At 66.1% G+C, this 14,862-nt stretch carries 13 protein-coding genes; 6 read left to right on the forward strand and 7 right to left on the reverse strand.

Annotated elements, in window-relative coordinates:
- Window positions 1–44: 44 nt before the first annotated feature.
- The 4 genes from TZ53_RS08625 to TZ53_RS08640 form a co-directional block, all read right to left on the reverse strand.
- On the reverse strand, window positions 45–911 hold the full coding sequence (locus TZ53_RS08625) for an SAM-dependent methyltransferase (protein ID WP_044661043.1): 867 nt from the start codon (window positions 909–911) through the stop codon (window positions 45–47).
- The gene (locus tag TZ53_RS08630; protein ID WP_044661044.1) at window positions 908–1,210 is read right to left on the reverse strand and encodes an acyl carrier protein; all 303 of its coding nucleotides are present in this window, start codon (window positions 1,208–1,210) and stop codon (window positions 908–910) included. Before TZ53_RS08630 ends, TZ53_RS08625 begins: the two co-directional genes overlap by 4 nt.
- Window positions 1,210–2,001 carry an acyl-homoserine-lactone synthase gene (locus TZ53_RS08635; protein WP_044661045.1) on the reverse strand — a complete coding sequence of 264 codons (792 nt, stop codon included), beginning with the start codon at window positions 1,999–2,001 and terminating at the stop codon, window positions 1,210–1,212. The genes TZ53_RS08630 and TZ53_RS08635 overlap by 1 nt, the downstream gene beginning before the upstream one ends.
- Window positions 2,002–2,120: 119 nt before the next feature.
- Window positions 2,121–2,669: a hypothetical protein gene (locus TZ53_RS08640; protein WP_044661046.1), complete on the reverse strand. Its 549-nt coding sequence runs from the start codon at window positions 2,667–2,669 to the stop codon at window positions 2,121–2,123.
- A gap of 243 nt (window positions 2,670–2,912) precedes the next feature.
- Between TZ53_RS08640 and TZ53_RS08645 the strand changes: the two genes are divergently transcribed.
- Window positions 2,913–5,105 (forward strand): TonB-dependent receptor, encoded by a 2,193-nt coding sequence (locus TZ53_RS08645; RefSeq protein ID WP_044661047.1) that lies wholly within the window; start codon window positions 2,913–2,915, stop codon window positions 5,103–5,105.
- A 171-nt stretch (window positions 5,106–5,276) separates the two neighbouring features.
- Complete coding sequence (locus TZ53_RS08650) at window positions 5,277–7,394, forward strand: putative bifunctional diguanylate cyclase/phosphodiesterase (RefSeq protein WP_044661048.1); 2,118 nt, start codon at window positions 5,277–5,279, stop codon at window positions 7,392–7,394.
- A gap of 190 nt (window positions 7,395–7,584) precedes the next feature.
- On the opposite strand, the gene TZ53_RS08655 is transcribed toward TZ53_RS08650, so the two are convergent.
- On the reverse strand, window positions 7,585–8,436 hold the full coding sequence (locus tag TZ53_RS08655; RefSeq protein WP_044661049.1) for a glucose 1-dehydrogenase: 852 nt from the start codon (window positions 8,434–8,436) through the stop codon (window positions 7,585–7,587).
- A 96-nt stretch (window positions 8,437–8,532) separates the two neighbouring features.
- On the opposite strand from TZ53_RS08655, the gene TZ53_RS08660 reads away from it, so the two are divergent.
- From TZ53_RS08660 to TZ53_RS08675, 4 genes are all read left to right on the forward strand, one after another.
- Window positions 8,533–9,141, forward strand: coding sequence for a flavodoxin family protein (locus TZ53_RS08660; protein ID WP_044661050.1), 609 nt, complete (start codon window positions 8,533–8,535; stop codon window positions 9,139–9,141).
- A 6-nt stretch (window positions 9,142–9,147) separates the two neighbouring features.
- Entirely contained in the window at window positions 9,148–10,104 is a 957-nt protein-coding gene (locus tag TZ53_RS08665) for a cation diffusion facilitator family transporter (RefSeq protein ID WP_044661051.1), read from the forward strand.
- Window positions 10,105–10,224: 120 nt separating this feature from the next.
- On the forward strand, window positions 10,225–11,514 hold the full coding sequence (locus TZ53_RS08670; protein ID WP_044661052.1) for an MFS transporter: 1,290 nt from the start codon (window positions 10,225–10,227) through the stop codon (window positions 11,512–11,514).
- Window positions 11,515–11,536: 22 nt separating this feature from the next.
- Window positions 11,537–12,268, forward strand: coding sequence for an SDR family oxidoreductase (locus TZ53_RS08675; protein WP_044661053.1), 732 nt, complete (start codon window positions 11,537–11,539; stop codon window positions 12,266–12,268).
- A 6-nt stretch (window positions 12,269–12,274) separates the two neighbouring features.
- Here TZ53_RS08675 and TZ53_RS08680 read toward each other — a convergent pair whose 3' ends face one another.
- Window positions 12,275–14,311, reverse strand: a complete 2,037-nt coding sequence (locus tag TZ53_RS08680; protein ID WP_044661054.1) for a M3 family metallopeptidase — start codon at window positions 14,309–14,311, stop codon at window positions 12,275–12,277.
- A gap of 84 nt (window positions 14,312–14,395) precedes the next feature.
- Complete coding sequence (locus TZ53_RS08685; RefSeq protein WP_044661055.1) at window positions 14,396–14,785, reverse strand: nuclear transport factor 2 family protein; 390 nt, start codon at window positions 14,783–14,785, stop codon at window positions 14,396–14,398.
- Window positions 14,786–14,862: the final 77 nt, after the last annotated feature.

Genomic DNA, 14,862 nt, shown 5'->3' on the forward strand with positions numbered 1-14,862 from the left:
ATCCCGGTCGCCAGGCGATTCCGCCCGGCTTGGGGATGTTCTGGTCATTCCGTCGCGAAGGCTATCCGGAGCAGGCCGATCTTCCGCATGCGGAAACCGGCGGCCGACATGCGCAGATAACGGGAATATTTCTCGACCGGATGGATGGCCGGATCGACCACCCCGCTGCGGACCGCGCCGCGCAGCCGGTTGCTCCACATCTCGCAGGTGCGCGCATAGTCTAGCCCGTCGTCGCGCAGCCGCTCGACGCGGAACAGACCCTTGCAGGCGACCACGATGTCCTCCAGCGTCGGCAGTTCCGCCGCCGGGAAGATCTCGTTCGCAATGAAGGGATTGGCGTCCTCCGGCGACATCCTGCCATAGGCGATGGTCTGGAGCGACAGACGGCCCTTCCCTTGCATCCAGTCGCGGCAGGCCTGGAAGAATTCGCGGTACACGCCGCGGCGCTCGTCCACGCTCTGCTGCGGATGGGCGAAATGCTCGAACGCGCCGACGGAGATGATCGCGTCGAACGGCCTGTCGGGACGATAGTCGTGCCAGTTGGAAAGGACCGCGCCGATGCCGGGATCGCCCGATTGCTCGATATAGGCGAGCTGTTCCTCGCTCAGCGTCAGGCCGACGCATTCGGCGGCGCCATGCCTGCGCCGCAGGTTGCGCATCATGCCGCCCCAGCCGCAACCGACGTCCAATATGCGCATGCCCTCGCCGGCGCCGACCGATTCCGCATGATAGTCGAGCTTGCGCTGCTGCGCCTCCTCCAGCGGGGCGTCCTTGGGCAGGCCGTCCCACATCGCGCTGGAATAGGTCATGCTGGGGTCGAGCCACGCCGAATAGAAGTCGTTGCCGACATCATAATGGTGGCGGATGGCGGCGGCCGATCCGCCAAATTCGATCTGTTCGTCCTGGATCATGGCTGGACGCCGCCCTGCTGGGCCGCCATGTCGCTGACCGCCCCGGCGATGCCCGTCGCCGCGTCGCGGATCGCCTCCGCCTCGAACAACAGTTCCAGCGGCAGTTCGTCGGGCAGGTTCAGCCAGTTCTCCAGCTCCACCATCAACGAGATCGCCTTGGCGGAATCGATCCCGAAACTGTCGAACGGCGCATCGGGAGAGACGGCGGCGGGCGCCACATTCACGATTTCAGCGATGCGGGCAATGATCCAGCTTTCGATTTCCTCTGCCGATGCCTGTCGAATAAGGTCGGAATTCATCAATGTCCCCCTGAAGCCGAACGGGTCGCCCCGAATCTGCCATAATAGACGTCCGCCCCGGTCGTGGCGGGCGGGTGTGTGACGGAACCGATCTCCGGCTGGGCGGCGATCTTCTGCAGTTCTGGATGCTCGCGCGCCAGCCGGGCCGCCGCGACGTGCACATTCTCCTCCTCCGGAAGAAGCTGGTCGATGGTGATGTGCGAAGGCCGGGGCAGGCCCCACATCTGGCGCATCTCGTCGAGCGCGGCCTGCGACACCTCCACCTCATAGGCGACGGCCTCCCCCTGGCCATAGTCCATGGCGGAACCGAGCAGGGTCAGCTTCCAGCCGACGCCGTAGCAGAAGCTGAGCATGCGGACATCGGTGAAGCCCACGCAACGGTCGATCCCGGCCTCATAGGCCAGTTCCAGCGGCGCGATCATGCACGCGGCCTTCCGTCGCAGATTGTGGCGGCGCATGCCCCGCTCAATGCAGAATCCGCGGCTCAGTTCCCAGGTGCGCCCGTCGTCGATGGGGCGGATGCCGGCGGGCAGGACATGCGAAAAATGATCGAGCAGCATGGAACAGTCGTCGGTGGGGCGGAAACGCAGCCCCATGACGACCCGGTTCTCGGTCGAAAAGCCTATGATGTTGCTCGCGCGCGCATCATCATATTCGTCATATTCCAATCCGTCCTCGACCCTGAGATCCCAGCCGAGCTGGTTGACGAACACCTCCGCGCGGGCCTGGTGCAAATCTCTGATCTCGTCCTGGTACAGTGCGGAATTGTTCTTCGAAATCAGATGAATCAAATCCGTTCGTCCCCCGCATGCAGCGGCAGCGCCTGTAACATATTATACAGGGGAGGTCATCGGAAAGTTGCAGGGTGCAATCCATGTTCCCCGCAAAAAACCCGGTCGATAAAGGGGGTTCAGGCGGCCTGCTTCTGCCGGGCGCGCTGGACATGCACCTTCACCGCCTGGACGGAGCGGTCGAGCGCCTCGGCAATGTCGAGGTCGCACCACCCGGCCTGCCGCTGGTCGAGGCAGAACAGCTCGGTCTCGGTCAGGGCGGAAGCGGCCAGATCGTCGCGCGCGTCGAGCAGGGCGATGCCCCGGCACAGGTAGAGCGTCGCCATGGCGTGCAGGTTCGCGCGTTCCTCCGGGCTTTCCAGCATGCTCAGCAGGCGGATCTCCACCTCATATTGCCGTTCGTCCCAGCCGGTGATCGGAAAGCAGAGCTGCGGCAGGACCTCCGGCTGTGCGATCGGCCCGCACCAGCCGGTCTCACCGAACAGGAAGCGCCGCTCCCCATCGCCGACATCGTAGCAGGCATGGCTCGCCGCCTGAAGGCCCAGGGCCTGGCTGAAGCGGGTGACGAGGCTCTCGATGCTGAGCGTGCTGTCGACCCCCGCGATGAAATCAGCGGCGGTGGTCGAACTTCCGGCGCGAAGCTGGGTGCTGGGGATATATTCGCTCATGGTTCCTCACGCGGCATATGCCTGCCGTCATGCCGCGTCAGGTCTTAAAAGCGGGTTAAGCGTGCCTTCCTGCCGCCTGCTTCCTGTTTGCGGCGGAACGAGCGTTCGCCGGGGTGCGGGGCCGCCGGCCGCAGACCGCAAGCTCGTCCGATCCGGAGCCGGACGCAGGAAGAGTTTAACCAGCGGTTTACCAAGTCCGCCTATGATCGGCGGATTGAAAAAATATAGCGGGTTTCGTGGGCGATGACGAATTTTGGATACAGGCGGCGATGGAAGTGGGCACTTCTGGTTTCCGCGACGATCGAACTGGCAGCTTCCGGCACGGCCCGGGCGCAGGCCCCGGCCGATGCGGACATGCGCGCCGACATCACGGTGACGGCGCGCAAGGTGCCGGAACCGCTGCTGAAGGCGCCGCTGGCGGTCACCAGCATTTCAGGCGATTCAATCGTGGCGGCGGGGTTGCAGACCATCACCGACCTGACCCGCATGGCCCCCAATGTCGACATCGGCGGGGGCATTGCAGGCCAGTTGCAGGGGCAGATCTCGATCCGCGGCATCTCCACCCTGGTCCGCAATATCGGGCTGGAAACCGGCGTCGGCATCTATGTGGACGATGTCTATGTCGGCCGGCCGGAAAATTTCGTCCAGCATCTTCTGGATGTCGACCGGGTGGAAATCGTGCGCGGCCCGCAAGGGACGGAATATGGCAAGAACACCATCGCCGGCGTCGTCAACGTCCAGACGAAGCAGCCCGACGCCGATCCCGGCGCCTCCATCCGGCTGGACGCGGGCAATTACGATTACAGGCGGGGCGAGGCAGTGCTGGGCACGCGCCTCAACGAACGGCTTTCGGTGCGCGGCGCGGTCGCCTATGCCCGGCAGGACGGCTTCTACAAGCATCTGTCCGGCGGCAGGGATGCGGGATCGACCGACCTGCTGACCTGGCGGCTGTCGGCCAAATATGCGCCGACCGACCAACTGTCCTTCATCGCCCGGTGGGAGGGGCTGCGCGACCGCGGCACGCCCGCCTTCTTCCAGGCGGACGCGCTGGCCGGCTATCCGGCGGATTTCCCTTCGCGGGAGCCGCTGCACATCAACAACAACCGGCCCAACCGGCTGCACCGCGACAGCCAGGGCATTTCGCTGAGGACGGAATGGGCATCGGACGCGATCACGCTGACGGCCATCACCGCCTATCGCGATTCCTCCTATCATGCCTCGCTGGACGACGATCAGGAGCAGGTCGACTTCGTCTCCGCGGACAATTTCAGCGACGATTCCCATTTCTTCAGCCAAGAACTGCGGCTGGCGGGCGGCACCGGCAAGCTGCGCTATCTGCTGGGCGCCTATTATTTCGACCAGATGGTGCGCACCGACCGGGGCCTGGGTCTGGGCGCCGATACCGGCGTGCCGGGCGAACCGATGCTGACCACCAAGGGCAGCGTCAAGACGGAGAGCGGGGCGCTGTTCGGGCGGCTCGACTATGAACTGACCGATCGCCTGTCGCTTTCCGCCGGCCTGCGCTACACCAGGGAGAAGAAGCGCGCCCATTTCGTCCAGGATGACGCCAGCGGGACGGGTATCTTCACCTATCTGGGCTTCCCGAACCTCACCTTCGACGGCCGGTCGACCGATGACGACCTGTCGCCCAGCGCGACCATTTCCTATGAGGTCGTGCCGGACGCCAATGTCTATGCGCGCTTCTCCCGCGGCTTCAAGAGCGCGGCTTACAATGTCGACCTCGCCTCTTCGCTGGGCGGGCTGACCGCCAGCCCGGAAAAGGCGACCAGCTATGAGGTCGGCTTCAAGATGCTGACGCTGGACCGGCGGATGCGGCTGAACCTTGCCGCGTTCCACACCGATTACGACCGGTTGCAGGTGTCGCAGGTGCTGGGCAGCGGGCTGGCGCTCACCAATGCCGGCCGCGCGCAGGTGGAGGGCGTGGAAGGCGAGCTGTCGCTGCAGCTGACGTCCCGGCTGCGGCTGGAGGGGAATGCCGCCATTCTGGACGCACATTATAAGAGGTTCGACAATTGCGGCGTTCCCGCATCGGTCATTCCCTCTGTCGGCAGCCCCAGCACCGACTGCACCGGCAACGACCTGGTCCTGGCGCCCCATTTCACCGGCTATAGCGCCGTCAGCTATGAGGTTCCGGTGCGGATCGGCACGATCTTCGCCCGCGCGGACGTGGATCACCGGTCGACCGTCTATTTCGAGCCGACCAATTCGGACGCCTTCAAGGCCGGGCCGCGCACGCTGGTCAACCTGCGTTTCGGCCTGCGTCGCGGGCAGTGGGACATCGCCGCCTGGGTCCAGAACCTGACCGACAGGATCTACAAGACCTATGCCGACGACCGGTCCGGTCTGGGCGTGTACCGAACGGCGGCATACGGGCCGCCGCGCACCTATGGCGTCAGCCTTTTGGCGGCATTTTAGGACGTCGCGCTTGGGCGTGCTGGCTATGGCCCAGATGGCGGCCATTAAGGAAATCTTAGCCAGCAAATGGTGAAACCTTCTTAAGGGCCGCGGCGCCGGGACAGCAGGAGTAGAATGGCGGACCAGATTTCATCGCGGTCACCTGATGAATTTCAAGGCAGGCAGGACCCGATGGATGGCGACCAGCAGATACTGGCGTCGGCAGGGGTCTTGCGGTGGTCGGTTGACGGGGATGGGCTATGCCATCCCGATGCCGCCACCGCGAGCCGTTTCGGCGTGCGGGACGGCCAGCCGCTGCTTCGCTGGTTCCGCGGCGTGCACCGGATCTTTCGCAAGCCCGTCCTCCAGCTTGCCCGTGCCGTTCTGCGCATGGGCAGGGCCGAAGCGACGCTGACGCTGGAGGATCGTGAAGGCATCATGAGGAATATGCGTGTCGTCGCGCGCATCCGTCGTGACGGGGCGGGCCGGCCCGCGGCCGACCTGGTGATGATCGACGTCACGACCGAACATGCCGAAATCGGACGGCTGCGCCGCAGCACGGAAAATCTGCGCCTGATCGTCGAATATAATCCTCAGCTTCCCTGGCTGGCCGATCCCGACGGCCGGATCATCGACTTCACCGATCGCTGGCTGGAAAGTTCCGGCCTGGACCGGGAGGAGGCGGAGGGCAATGGCTGGCTGGCGGCGACGCATCCGGATGACATCGGCCCGCTGACCCACCGGATCACCCATTCGCTGACCACCGGCGAGCCCTTCGACGTGCGCGTCCGGCTGATGGTCAACGACCAGTATCGCTGGATGCGGGCGCAGGCCTATCCCCGGCGCGACGAGGAAGGCCGGATCATCCGCTGGTACGGCTATACCGAGGACATCCATGAAAGCGTGCTGATCGAGGAGCAGATACGCTGGAACGCCGAGCATGATTCGCTGACGCAGCTGCCCAACCGGGCGATGTTCAACGCCTGCCTGGACAAGGCGCTGGCGAGCGCCATGACCGACTTCAAGAAGGTCGGCGTCTTCCTGCTCGACATCGACAATTTCAAGGACGTCAACGACCTGATGGGCCATCATGCCGGTGACGAGCTGTTGAAAAGCTTTGCCTCTCGCCTGAAGGAAATCTTCGCCGGCGACGGGGTGGTGGCGCGGCTGGGCGGCGACGAGTTCGCCATATTGATCGAGAATGTCGAAAGCCGGCAGCAGCTTGCCGATCTCGCCAATCGCGTCCTCACCATTCGGGAGACGCTGTTCGCCGCCGGGCGCTCGCTCGAATGCCGCGGCAGCATCGGCGTGGCCGCATTCCCCGAGGACGGCCGGGTCGCGACGGAACTGCTGCGCCATGCCGACCTGGCGCTTTATCGCGCCAAGTCGCTGGGCCGGGGGCGCATGCAGATGTTCGAACAGTCGCTGCTGGAGGACATGCAGGAGCGCGTGGCCATGATCAACCGGGCGCGGACCGCCGTGCGCGACGGCACGATCATCAGCTATTATCAGCCCAAGGTGTCGTTGCAGACGGGCGAACTGGTCGGGTTCGAGGCGCTGCTGCGGTGGCGCGACAGTTGCGGCACCATCCGCTCGCCCGCCGAAATCTACGCGGCGTTCGACGATCATGACGTCGCCGACATGATCGGCCAGACGATGACCAGCCAGGTGTTCGCCGACATGGCCGCATGGCGTGCGCGCGGGCTGACGCTGGGGCATGTCGCCATCAACGTGTCCTCGGCCGAATTGCGGCGGGAACGCTTTGCCGGACGCTTGATCGAGACCATGGACCGCTTCTCCATCGCGCCCGATTCCATAGAGATCGAGATCACCGAAGGGGTGTTCCTGGGCGCGGGGTCGGATACGGTGCGCCGTTCCATCGACGAACTGCACATGTGCAACATCCCGCTGGCGCTGGACGATTTCGGGACCGGCTTCGCCTCGCTTTCCCATTTGCGGTCGCTGCCCGTCAGCACGCTGAAGATCGACCGTTCCTTCGTCAGCGGCGTGACGGCGCGCGAAAGCGACGCCGCCATCGTTTCCGCGCTGATCACGCTGGGCCGCGCGCTCAACATGAAGGTGGTGGCGGAAGGCGTCGAGGAAGCGGACCAGTCGGTCAAGCTGCGCGAACTGGGCTGCGACTATGCCCAGGGTTTCTATTTCGGCCGTCCCGCGCCGTCGGAGAATATTCCCGCGCTGATCCAGTCCTGGAGCGAGAATAGCGCCATCATCACCCTGAACCGGCGGGCCGCGCCCTGGCCTCCGCGCGGGATGCGCGGGGAAGGCCGCGCGGACTCGCTGACCGCCTGAGGGAAGACCAGATCCCGGTCAGGTGAGGCGCAGCGACGTGGTGCGGCTTCAATCCGCTCGCGCCTGGAGCACGCTGCGCCAGATCGGACGCGGGTCGCGTGCTCCAGCTTTCTGTTGTCCCATTCTTTCAGGCGGAAAACCGGTTCCAACCCGTCGGCGGGCTCAGGGCAGCTTTTCCGCACGATTGGCTCTAGCCGTTGACGATGGTGCCCCCATTGGGATGCAGCACCTGCCCCGACATGTAGCTGGCGTCATCGCAGGCGAGGAAGAGGAAGGACGGGGCGACTTCATTGGGCTGGCCCGGCCTGCCCATGGGCGTGCTTTCCCCGAAATGCTCCAGCTTTTCCGGACTTGCCCCGCCGCTGGGATTGAGCGGGGTCCAGATCGGCCCCGGCGCGACGGCGTTCACCCTGATGCCGTCCCCCACCAGATTTTCGGACAGCGACCGGGTGAAGGCGGTGATCGCCCCCTTGGTGCTGGAATAGTCGAGCAGTTCCTTCGACCCCTGATACATGGTGACGGAGGTGCAGTTGACGATCGCCGCCCCGCGCTTCAGATGCGGCCGCACCGCCTGCGTCAGGAAGAACATGGCGAAGATGTTGGTCTGGAAGGTGCGGCGCAGCTGTTCCTCGCTGATGTCGGTGATGTCGCTGTCGGGATGCTGCTCGCCCGCATTGTTGACGAGGATGTCGATCCGCCCGAACTGCTCCACCACCTGCGCCACGGCCCGCTGGCAGAAGTCCCGGTCGCCCAGGTCGCCCGCGATGGTGAGCGCCCGCCGCCCTTCCGCCCGGACGATCCCGGCGGTCTTTTCCGCGTCGTCATGTTCGCAGAGGTAGAAGATCGCGACATCGGCCCCTTCGCGGGCATAGAGCGCCGCGACCGCCCGCCCGATTCCGCTGTCGGCGCCAGTGACGATCGCCACCTTGCCCGCCAGCCGGCCGGAGCCGGGATAGCGCGGTTCCCATTCCGGCTTGGGCTCCAGCCGGCTTTCATGGCCGGGCAGGCCATCCTCATGGATCATCTCTTCGGTATCGGGCATCGCAAATCTCCTTTCCCCGAAGAACACATTGCCTGCTGGGGAGTTCATTGGCTGGAGCCCGGTTCGGCGCGTGGATGGGGCGGATGGAGACATGCGATGGTTCTGAAAGCCCTGGCCCTCAACTGCACCCTCAAGGCGGGGGAAGGCGAATCCAGCTCGACCGACGCGATGATCGCGGTGCTGGCGAAGGCCCTTGCCGCCCATGATGTCGAACTCACCGGCACGGTGCGGGTCGCGGCGCTCGACATCAGGCCCGGCGTGACGTCCGATGAAGGAGAGGGCGACGCCTGGCCGGCGTTGCGCCGCAGGATATTGGACCATGACATAGTGATCTTCGGCGGCCCGATCTGGCTGGGGCAGATCAGCAGCGTCGCCAAGCGGGTGCTGGAACGCATGGACGCCTTTCTGGGCGAAACCGATGACCGGGGCCGCATGCCGAGCTATGGCAAGGTTGCGGTCGCGGCGATTGTCGGCAATGAAGACGGGGCGCATTTTTCGACCGCGCAATGGTTTCAGGCGCTGAACGATGTCGGCTGGACGGTTCCGGCCACGGCCGCCTGCTATTGGGTGGGGGAAGCCATGGGCTCGATCGATTTCAAGGATCTGGGGCAGGTGCCGGAGAAGGTGGAGAAGACCGCGAAGATGGTGGCGGGCAATGCGGCGCATCTGGCCGGCCTGCTCCGGTCCTCCCCCTATCCGGGCTGAACCCAGGTGGCGAAAACCGGCCGCGTCGCGCATATCCGGAAAAATATTGTCCTTTACGGCGCGCTGCTGGCCAATATCGGCATTGCGGTCGCCAAATTCGTCGCCTCGGCCCTGACCGGCTCCTCCTCCATGCTGACGGAGGGGGTGCATTCGATGGTCGACAGCGGCAACCAGTTGCTGCTGCTCTATGGTCAGGCCAGGGCGAAGAAGCCCGCCGACGCCGCCCATCCCTTCGGCTATGGGCGGGAGCTGTATTTCTGGGCCTTCGTCGTCGCCATCCTGATCTTCGCGGTCGGCGCGGGCGTATCCATCTATGAAGGCTGGCTCCATATCCGGCAGCCGGAGCCGCTGCGCGACCCCGCCGTCAACTACATCGTCCTGGCCATCGCCTTCCTGATGGAGGGCGCATCCTGGACCATCGCCGTGCGGGAATTCGGACGCAAACGCGGCCCCAGCAGTTGGTGGCAATCGATCCGCCGGTCGAAGGACCCGGCCGGCTTCATCGTCCTGTTCGAGGACAGCGCCGCGCTGATCGGGCTGATCGTGGCGGCCATCGGCGTCTGGGCCAGCCATTATTTCGGCAATGCGCGGCTGGACGGCGTCGCCTCCATCGTCATCGGGCTGGGGCTGGGCGCGGTCGCGGTGCTGCTGGCGCGGGAGGCCAAGGGCCTGCTGATCGGGGAGAGCGCCGACCGGGCCATCATCGACGCGGTCTGGGCGCTGCTCGACCGGCGGCCGGAGATCACCGCCGTCAATCACATCCGCACCATCCACACCGCGCCCGACGCGGTGTTCGTGGCGATCAGCGCCGATTTCGCCGACGATCTGCGCATGGGCCGGGCCGAAAGCCTGATCGAGGAGATGGAAAGCGAGATGAAGCGGGCGATTCCCGAACTCACCTCCATCTATATTCGTCCGGAAAAGCGGGAGGACGCCCTGGTCCAGCCGCGCGCTTCCGCCTGACGGCCGGCCCGCCCCGCCTGTTCGCAGCCTTCCACGTCCATATTCCGTCAATTGGCCCCTTGACCATCTGATGACGATCGTCATCTAACGCCGGTCGATCGATCCGGGAGGAAGGCCTTCATGCTGTCAGCGACTCTCGCCCGCCAAATGGGCACGCGGCAAATCCATTATGGATGGGCGGTGCTGGCCGCGACCTTCTTCACCATGCTGGTCGTCGCCGGGGCCGTGGGCGCGCCCGGCGTGTTCATCATCCCCCTGCAAAAGGAATATGGCTGGAGTTCGGCGGATATTTCCGGAGCGCTGGCGATCCGTTTCCTGCTGTTCGGCGGGATGGGCCCGTTCGCCGCCGCCTTCATGAACCGCTTCGGCGTGCGGCGGATGATGCTGATCTCGCTGTCCATCATCGTCGGCGGGCTGCTGCTGTCGATGGGCATGACCCGATTGTGGCATCTCGTCCTGCTGTGGGGCGTCGTCATCGGCGTCGGAACCGGGCTCACCGCCATGGTGCTGGGCGCCACCGTCGCCACGCGCTGGTTCGCCCACAGGCGGGGGCTGGTCATGGGGCTGCTGTCGGCCAGCACCGCCACCGGTCAGCTGGCCTTCCTGCCGCTGCTCGCCGCGCTGACGGAGCGGTTCGGCTGGCGCGCGTCAATCCTGCTGGTGTGCGGCGCGATCCTGCTGGCGGCGATGGTCGTGCTGCTGCTGATGCGCGACCGTCCCGCCGACCTCGGCCTGCCGCCCTATGGCGAGAGCGAGGTGCATCCCGCCCCGCCGCAGCCCGCCAGCTTCGGCGCCCTGTTGATGAGCCCGCTCCGCATCTTGGCCGATGCCGCGCGGGTGCCCAGCTTCTGGATATTGTTCTTTTCCTTCTACATCTGCGGCGCCAGCACCAACGGGCTGGTCCAGACGCATTTCATCGCGCTTTGCGGCGACTATGGGCTGGCGGCGGTGGGCGCGGCGTCGATGCTGGCGATGATGGGGCTGTTCGATTTCGCGGGCACGCTGGCGTCGGGCTGGCTGTCGGACCGGTTCGACAATCGCTGGCTGCTGTTCTGGTATTATGGGCTGCGCGGCCTTTCGCTGCTCTATCTGCCGTTCAGCGACTTCTCGCTCTACAGCCTGTCGGTCTTCGCGATGTTCTACGGCCTGGACTGGGTCGCGACCGTGCCGCCGACGGTCAAGCTGACGGCGCAGCGTTTCGGACCGGAGCGGGCCAATGTCGTGTTCGGCTGGATCTTCGCCGGGCATCAGCTCGGCGCGGCGAGCGCGGCGCTGGCGGGCGGCCTTTCCCGCACCGTCTGGCAAAGCTATATGCCCGCCTTCGTCGCGGCGGGGATATTGTGCCTGATCGGGGCGGGGCTGGTGCTGCTGATCAACCGCGCGCGGAGCAAGACCTTCGTCCTCGCCTGACCGGCTGTATGGAGAGGCTTGGATGCTGCAAGGAAAAATCGCCCTCGTCACCGGAGCCGGACGCGGCCTGGGGCGCGAGATCGCGCTGGGCCTGGCCGGGGCCGGCGCGCATGTCCTGCTCCATGGCCGAAATATCGAGCAGCTTGAGGCGACCGCCGCCGCCATCGCCGCCTCGGGCGGGACGAGCGCGCCGCTGATCTTCGACCTGGAGGATGGCGAAGCGCTGCGGGCGGCGCTCGGCCCCTGCGGCCCGATCGACATATTGGTCAACAATGCAGGCCATCGCGACCGCAGACCGATTGGAGAACTGGACCGGCCCGCGGTGCGGCGGATGCTGGAGATCAATCTGGTCGCGCCCTTCGACCTCGCCCGCACCATCGCGGCCGGGATGAAGGAGGGCGGGCGGATCGTCAACGTCACGTCCATCGCGGGCCAGATCGCCCGGTCCGGCGACGCTGCCTACACCATGGCGAAGGGCGGGCTGGACGCGCTGACGCGGGCGCTGGCGGCGGAACTGGGCAGTCGCGGCATCACCGTGAACGCCGTCGCCCCCGGCTATTTCGCGACCGAGGCCAATGGGGAGATGACCGCCGACCCGGCCGTCGCGGATCATCTCGCCCGCCGCACGTCGCTCGGACGCTGGGGCCGGCCGGAGGAGATTGTCGGCCCGGTCCTGTTCCTGGCGTCGGACGCGGCATCCTACGTCACCGGACAGGTGCTGGCGGTGGACGGCGGCTACACCGCCCATTTCTGAAGCGATTCAGGCAGCCAACCCCCGCATCCGCAGCAGCGCGTCGACCTCCGGCGCGCGCCCGGCAAAGGCCCGGAAATTCTCGGCGGCGGGGCGGCTCGCCCCGGCGGCCAGGATTTCGCGCCGGAAAGCGGTCGCCCCGCCGCCCGGAATATCGGCATGGGCGAAAATCTCGAACGCGTCCGCCGACAGCAGTTCCGCCCAGAGATAGGAATAATAGCCCGCCGCATAGCCGCCCGCGAAGATATGGCTGAACGCATGGGCAAAGCGGTTCCATTCCGGCGGATGCACCACGGCGACCGCCTTGCGCACCTGATCCAGCACGGCGTTGACTCGCGCGCCCTTGGCCGGGTCATAGTCGCGGTGGAGCAGCAGGTCGAAGGTCGCGAATTCGATCTGCCGCAATATGGCAAGGCCCGCCTGGAACTGGCGCGCCGCCAGCAGCCGGTCGAACATCGCCTGCGGCAGCGGCTCGCCGCTGTCGACATGGCCGGACAGGCCGATCAGCGTATCCCCGTCCCAGGCGAAATTCTCCATGAACTGGCTGGGCAGTTCCACCGCGTCCCATTCCACGCCGCTGATGCCGCCGATCGACGGCAGGTCCACCTCGGTCAGCAGGTGATGCAGCACATGGCCGAATTCGTGGAACAGCGTCACCACGTCATTATGCGTCGCCAGCGAAGGCCGGTCGCCCGCGGGCGGCGCGAAATTGGTGGTGAGGTAGGCGATGGGCAGATGCAGCCGGTCGGCGTCGCGGAAGCGCGAACGGCACACGTCCATCCACGCCCCGCCCCTTTTGCCCGCCCGCGCGAACAGGTCGAGATAGACGCCCGCCACCACGCTGTCGTCCGCGTCCAGCACGTCGTAGAACAGCACGTCCGGATGCCAGGTCGGCACGCCCTGCCGGGCGACGAGGCGGACGCCGAACAGCCGCTCGATCAACGCCTGCGTGCCTGCAAGTACGCGGGGCAGGGGAAAATAGGCCTTCAGCGCCTCCTGATCCACGCCATGCAGCGTGCGGCGCATCGCTTCGGCCACATAGGAAAGGTCCCATGGCTGCACATCGTCCAGCCCCAGATGCTCGGCCGCGAAGGCGCGCGCCTCCGCCAGTTCCCGTTCCCCGACCGGCCGCGCCCGCTTGGCGAGGTCGGTCAGGAACGCCAGCGCTTCGTCCGCGTCGGCCGCCATCTTGGTCTCCAGCGAATGGGCGGCGGAATCGGCAAAGCCCAATATCTGCGCGGCTTCATGGCGCAGCGCCATGATCGCGTCGATCCGTTCGCTATTGTCGTGGCTCCTGTCCTCCGCCTGATCGGAGGCGCGGCTGTTGTAGGCGCGATAGACCCGCTCCCGCAGCGCCCGGTCCTGCGCATGATAGAGGATCGCCAGCACGCTCGGCTGGCGCAGCGTGATCAGCCAGCCGGTCAGCCCCTTTTCCTGCGCATAGGCGGCCAGAATCGCCCTGTCGCTGTCCGGAACGCCCGCCAGCGCCGCCTCGTCGGTGACATGCTCGCTCCAGGCTTCGGTCGCGTCGAGCACCGCATTGCCGAATTTGGTGCTGAGGTCGCTCAACTCCACACCGATGTCCAGGAAACGCTGCCGCGCCTCCCCCTCCAGCGCGACGCCCGCCAGGCGGAAGCCACGCAGGGCGAGATCGACGGCCCGCTGCGCGGCGGGCGGCAGGCTGGCGAAATCCGACCGGGCGGCGAGCCGGGCGACGGCATCGTGATGGGCCCGGTTCTGTCCCGCTTCTATCAGATAAGCGGTCATCAGCGCCTGCGCTGCGGCGTGCGCTTCCCGCAATTCGGGCGTGTCGGCGACGGAGGCGAGATGCCCCACCGGCGACCAGACCCGCGACAGCAGGAAATCGGCGCGCTCGGCGGTCAGGATGACCGCGCCGAAATCATCCTTCCCGCTGGCGGTGATCCCTTCGATGGCCGCGCGGTGGGCCGCGATCGCTTCCTCCATGGCGGGGACGACATGGGCAGGCCGGATGGCGGCGAAATCGGGCAGGTCGCTGTCGGCAAGGAGGGGATTGGCGGTGGTCATGGCTACTCGTGGCTTGCGGGCCTCCGTGGCAGGAGGAACAGCCTCTAATTGGGCGTGGGTGAGCGGCTGTTCAAGCGTTTCCGGTCAGGCGAGCGTCAGATAGATTTCCGCTTCGATGACCCAGTCCGCGCCGACCTGCCGCCATTTGGCGCTGTAGGTGCCGGATGCGAGGGGACGGTCCGAACCGGCGGTCACGCCCTGCCATCGGCCATGCTCCATCGCGACGGGTTCGACCGGCGAGGCGACGATATGCTCCGGCGTGCGGGTGTAGATGGTGCGCTCCGCTGCGGCGAATTCCCGCTTCCACGCCTGAAGCTGCGCCTTGCGGCCGGAGATCACCGCGCTGTCCGATCCGGTGACGAGCATGGCCTGGGGCGCGAGCAGGGGACCGATGGCGTTCAGGTCCGCCTCCGCCAGGGCGCGGTTGAAATCGGCGCGGCGCATGCGGATGGCAAGGTCGGGGGATGTCGTCATCGGGCGGCTTTAGGATTCTTGACCGGAAATTGCCATTTCAAGACATTCCCCTCCCGCAGGCGGGAGGGGTTAGGGGT

Source organism: Sphingobium sp. YBL2 (assembly GCF_000943805.1).
GTDB lineage: Bacteria > Pseudomonadota > Alphaproteobacteria > Sphingomonadales > Sphingomonadaceae > Sphingobium > Sphingobium fuliginis.

What these genes read in the sequence shown, in the direction of transcription:
- TZ53_RS08625 (WP_044661043.1), bottom strand. Translation starts at nt 911, where the DNA reads ATGATCCAGGACGAACAGATCGAATTTGGCGGATCGGCCGCCGCCATC.
- TZ53_RS08630 (WP_044661044.1), bottom strand. Translation starts at nt 1,210, where the DNA reads ATGAATTCCGACCTTATTCGACAGGCATCGGCAGAGGAAATCGAAAGC.
- TZ53_RS08640 (WP_044661046.1), bottom strand. Translation starts at nt 2,669, where the DNA reads ATGAGCGAATATATCCCCAGCACCCAGCTTCGCGCCGGAAGTTCGACC.
- TZ53_RS08645 (WP_044661047.1), top strand. Translation starts at nt 2,913, where the DNA reads ATGACGAATTTTGGATACAGGCGGCGATGGAAGTGGGCACTTCTGGTT.
- TZ53_RS08650 (WP_044661048.1), top strand. Translation starts at nt 5,277, where the DNA reads ATGGATGGCGACCAGCAGATACTGGCGTCGGCAGGGGTCTTGCGGTGG.
- TZ53_RS08655 (WP_044661049.1), bottom strand. Translation starts at nt 8,436, where the DNA reads ATGCCCGATACCGAAGAGATGATCCATGAGGATGGCCTGCCCGGCCAT.
- TZ53_RS08660 (WP_044661050.1), top strand. Translation starts at nt 8,533, where the DNA reads ATGGTTCTGAAAGCCCTGGCCCTCAACTGCACCCTCAAGGCGGGGGAA.
- TZ53_RS08670 (WP_044661052.1), top strand. Translation starts at nt 10,225, where the DNA reads ATGCTGTCAGCGACTCTCGCCCGCCAAATGGGCACGCGGCAAATCCAT.
- TZ53_RS08675 (WP_044661053.1), top strand. Translation starts at nt 11,537, where the DNA reads ATGCTGCAAGGAAAAATCGCCCTCGTCACCGGAGCCGGACGCGGCCTG.
- TZ53_RS08680 (WP_044661054.1), bottom strand. Translation starts at nt 14,311, where the DNA reads ATGACCACCGCCAATCCCCTCCTTGCCGACAGCGACCTGCCCGATTTC.
- TZ53_RS08685 (WP_044661055.1), bottom strand. Translation starts at nt 14,785, where the DNA reads ATGACGACATCCCCCGACCTTGCCATCCGCATGCGCCGCGCCGATTTC.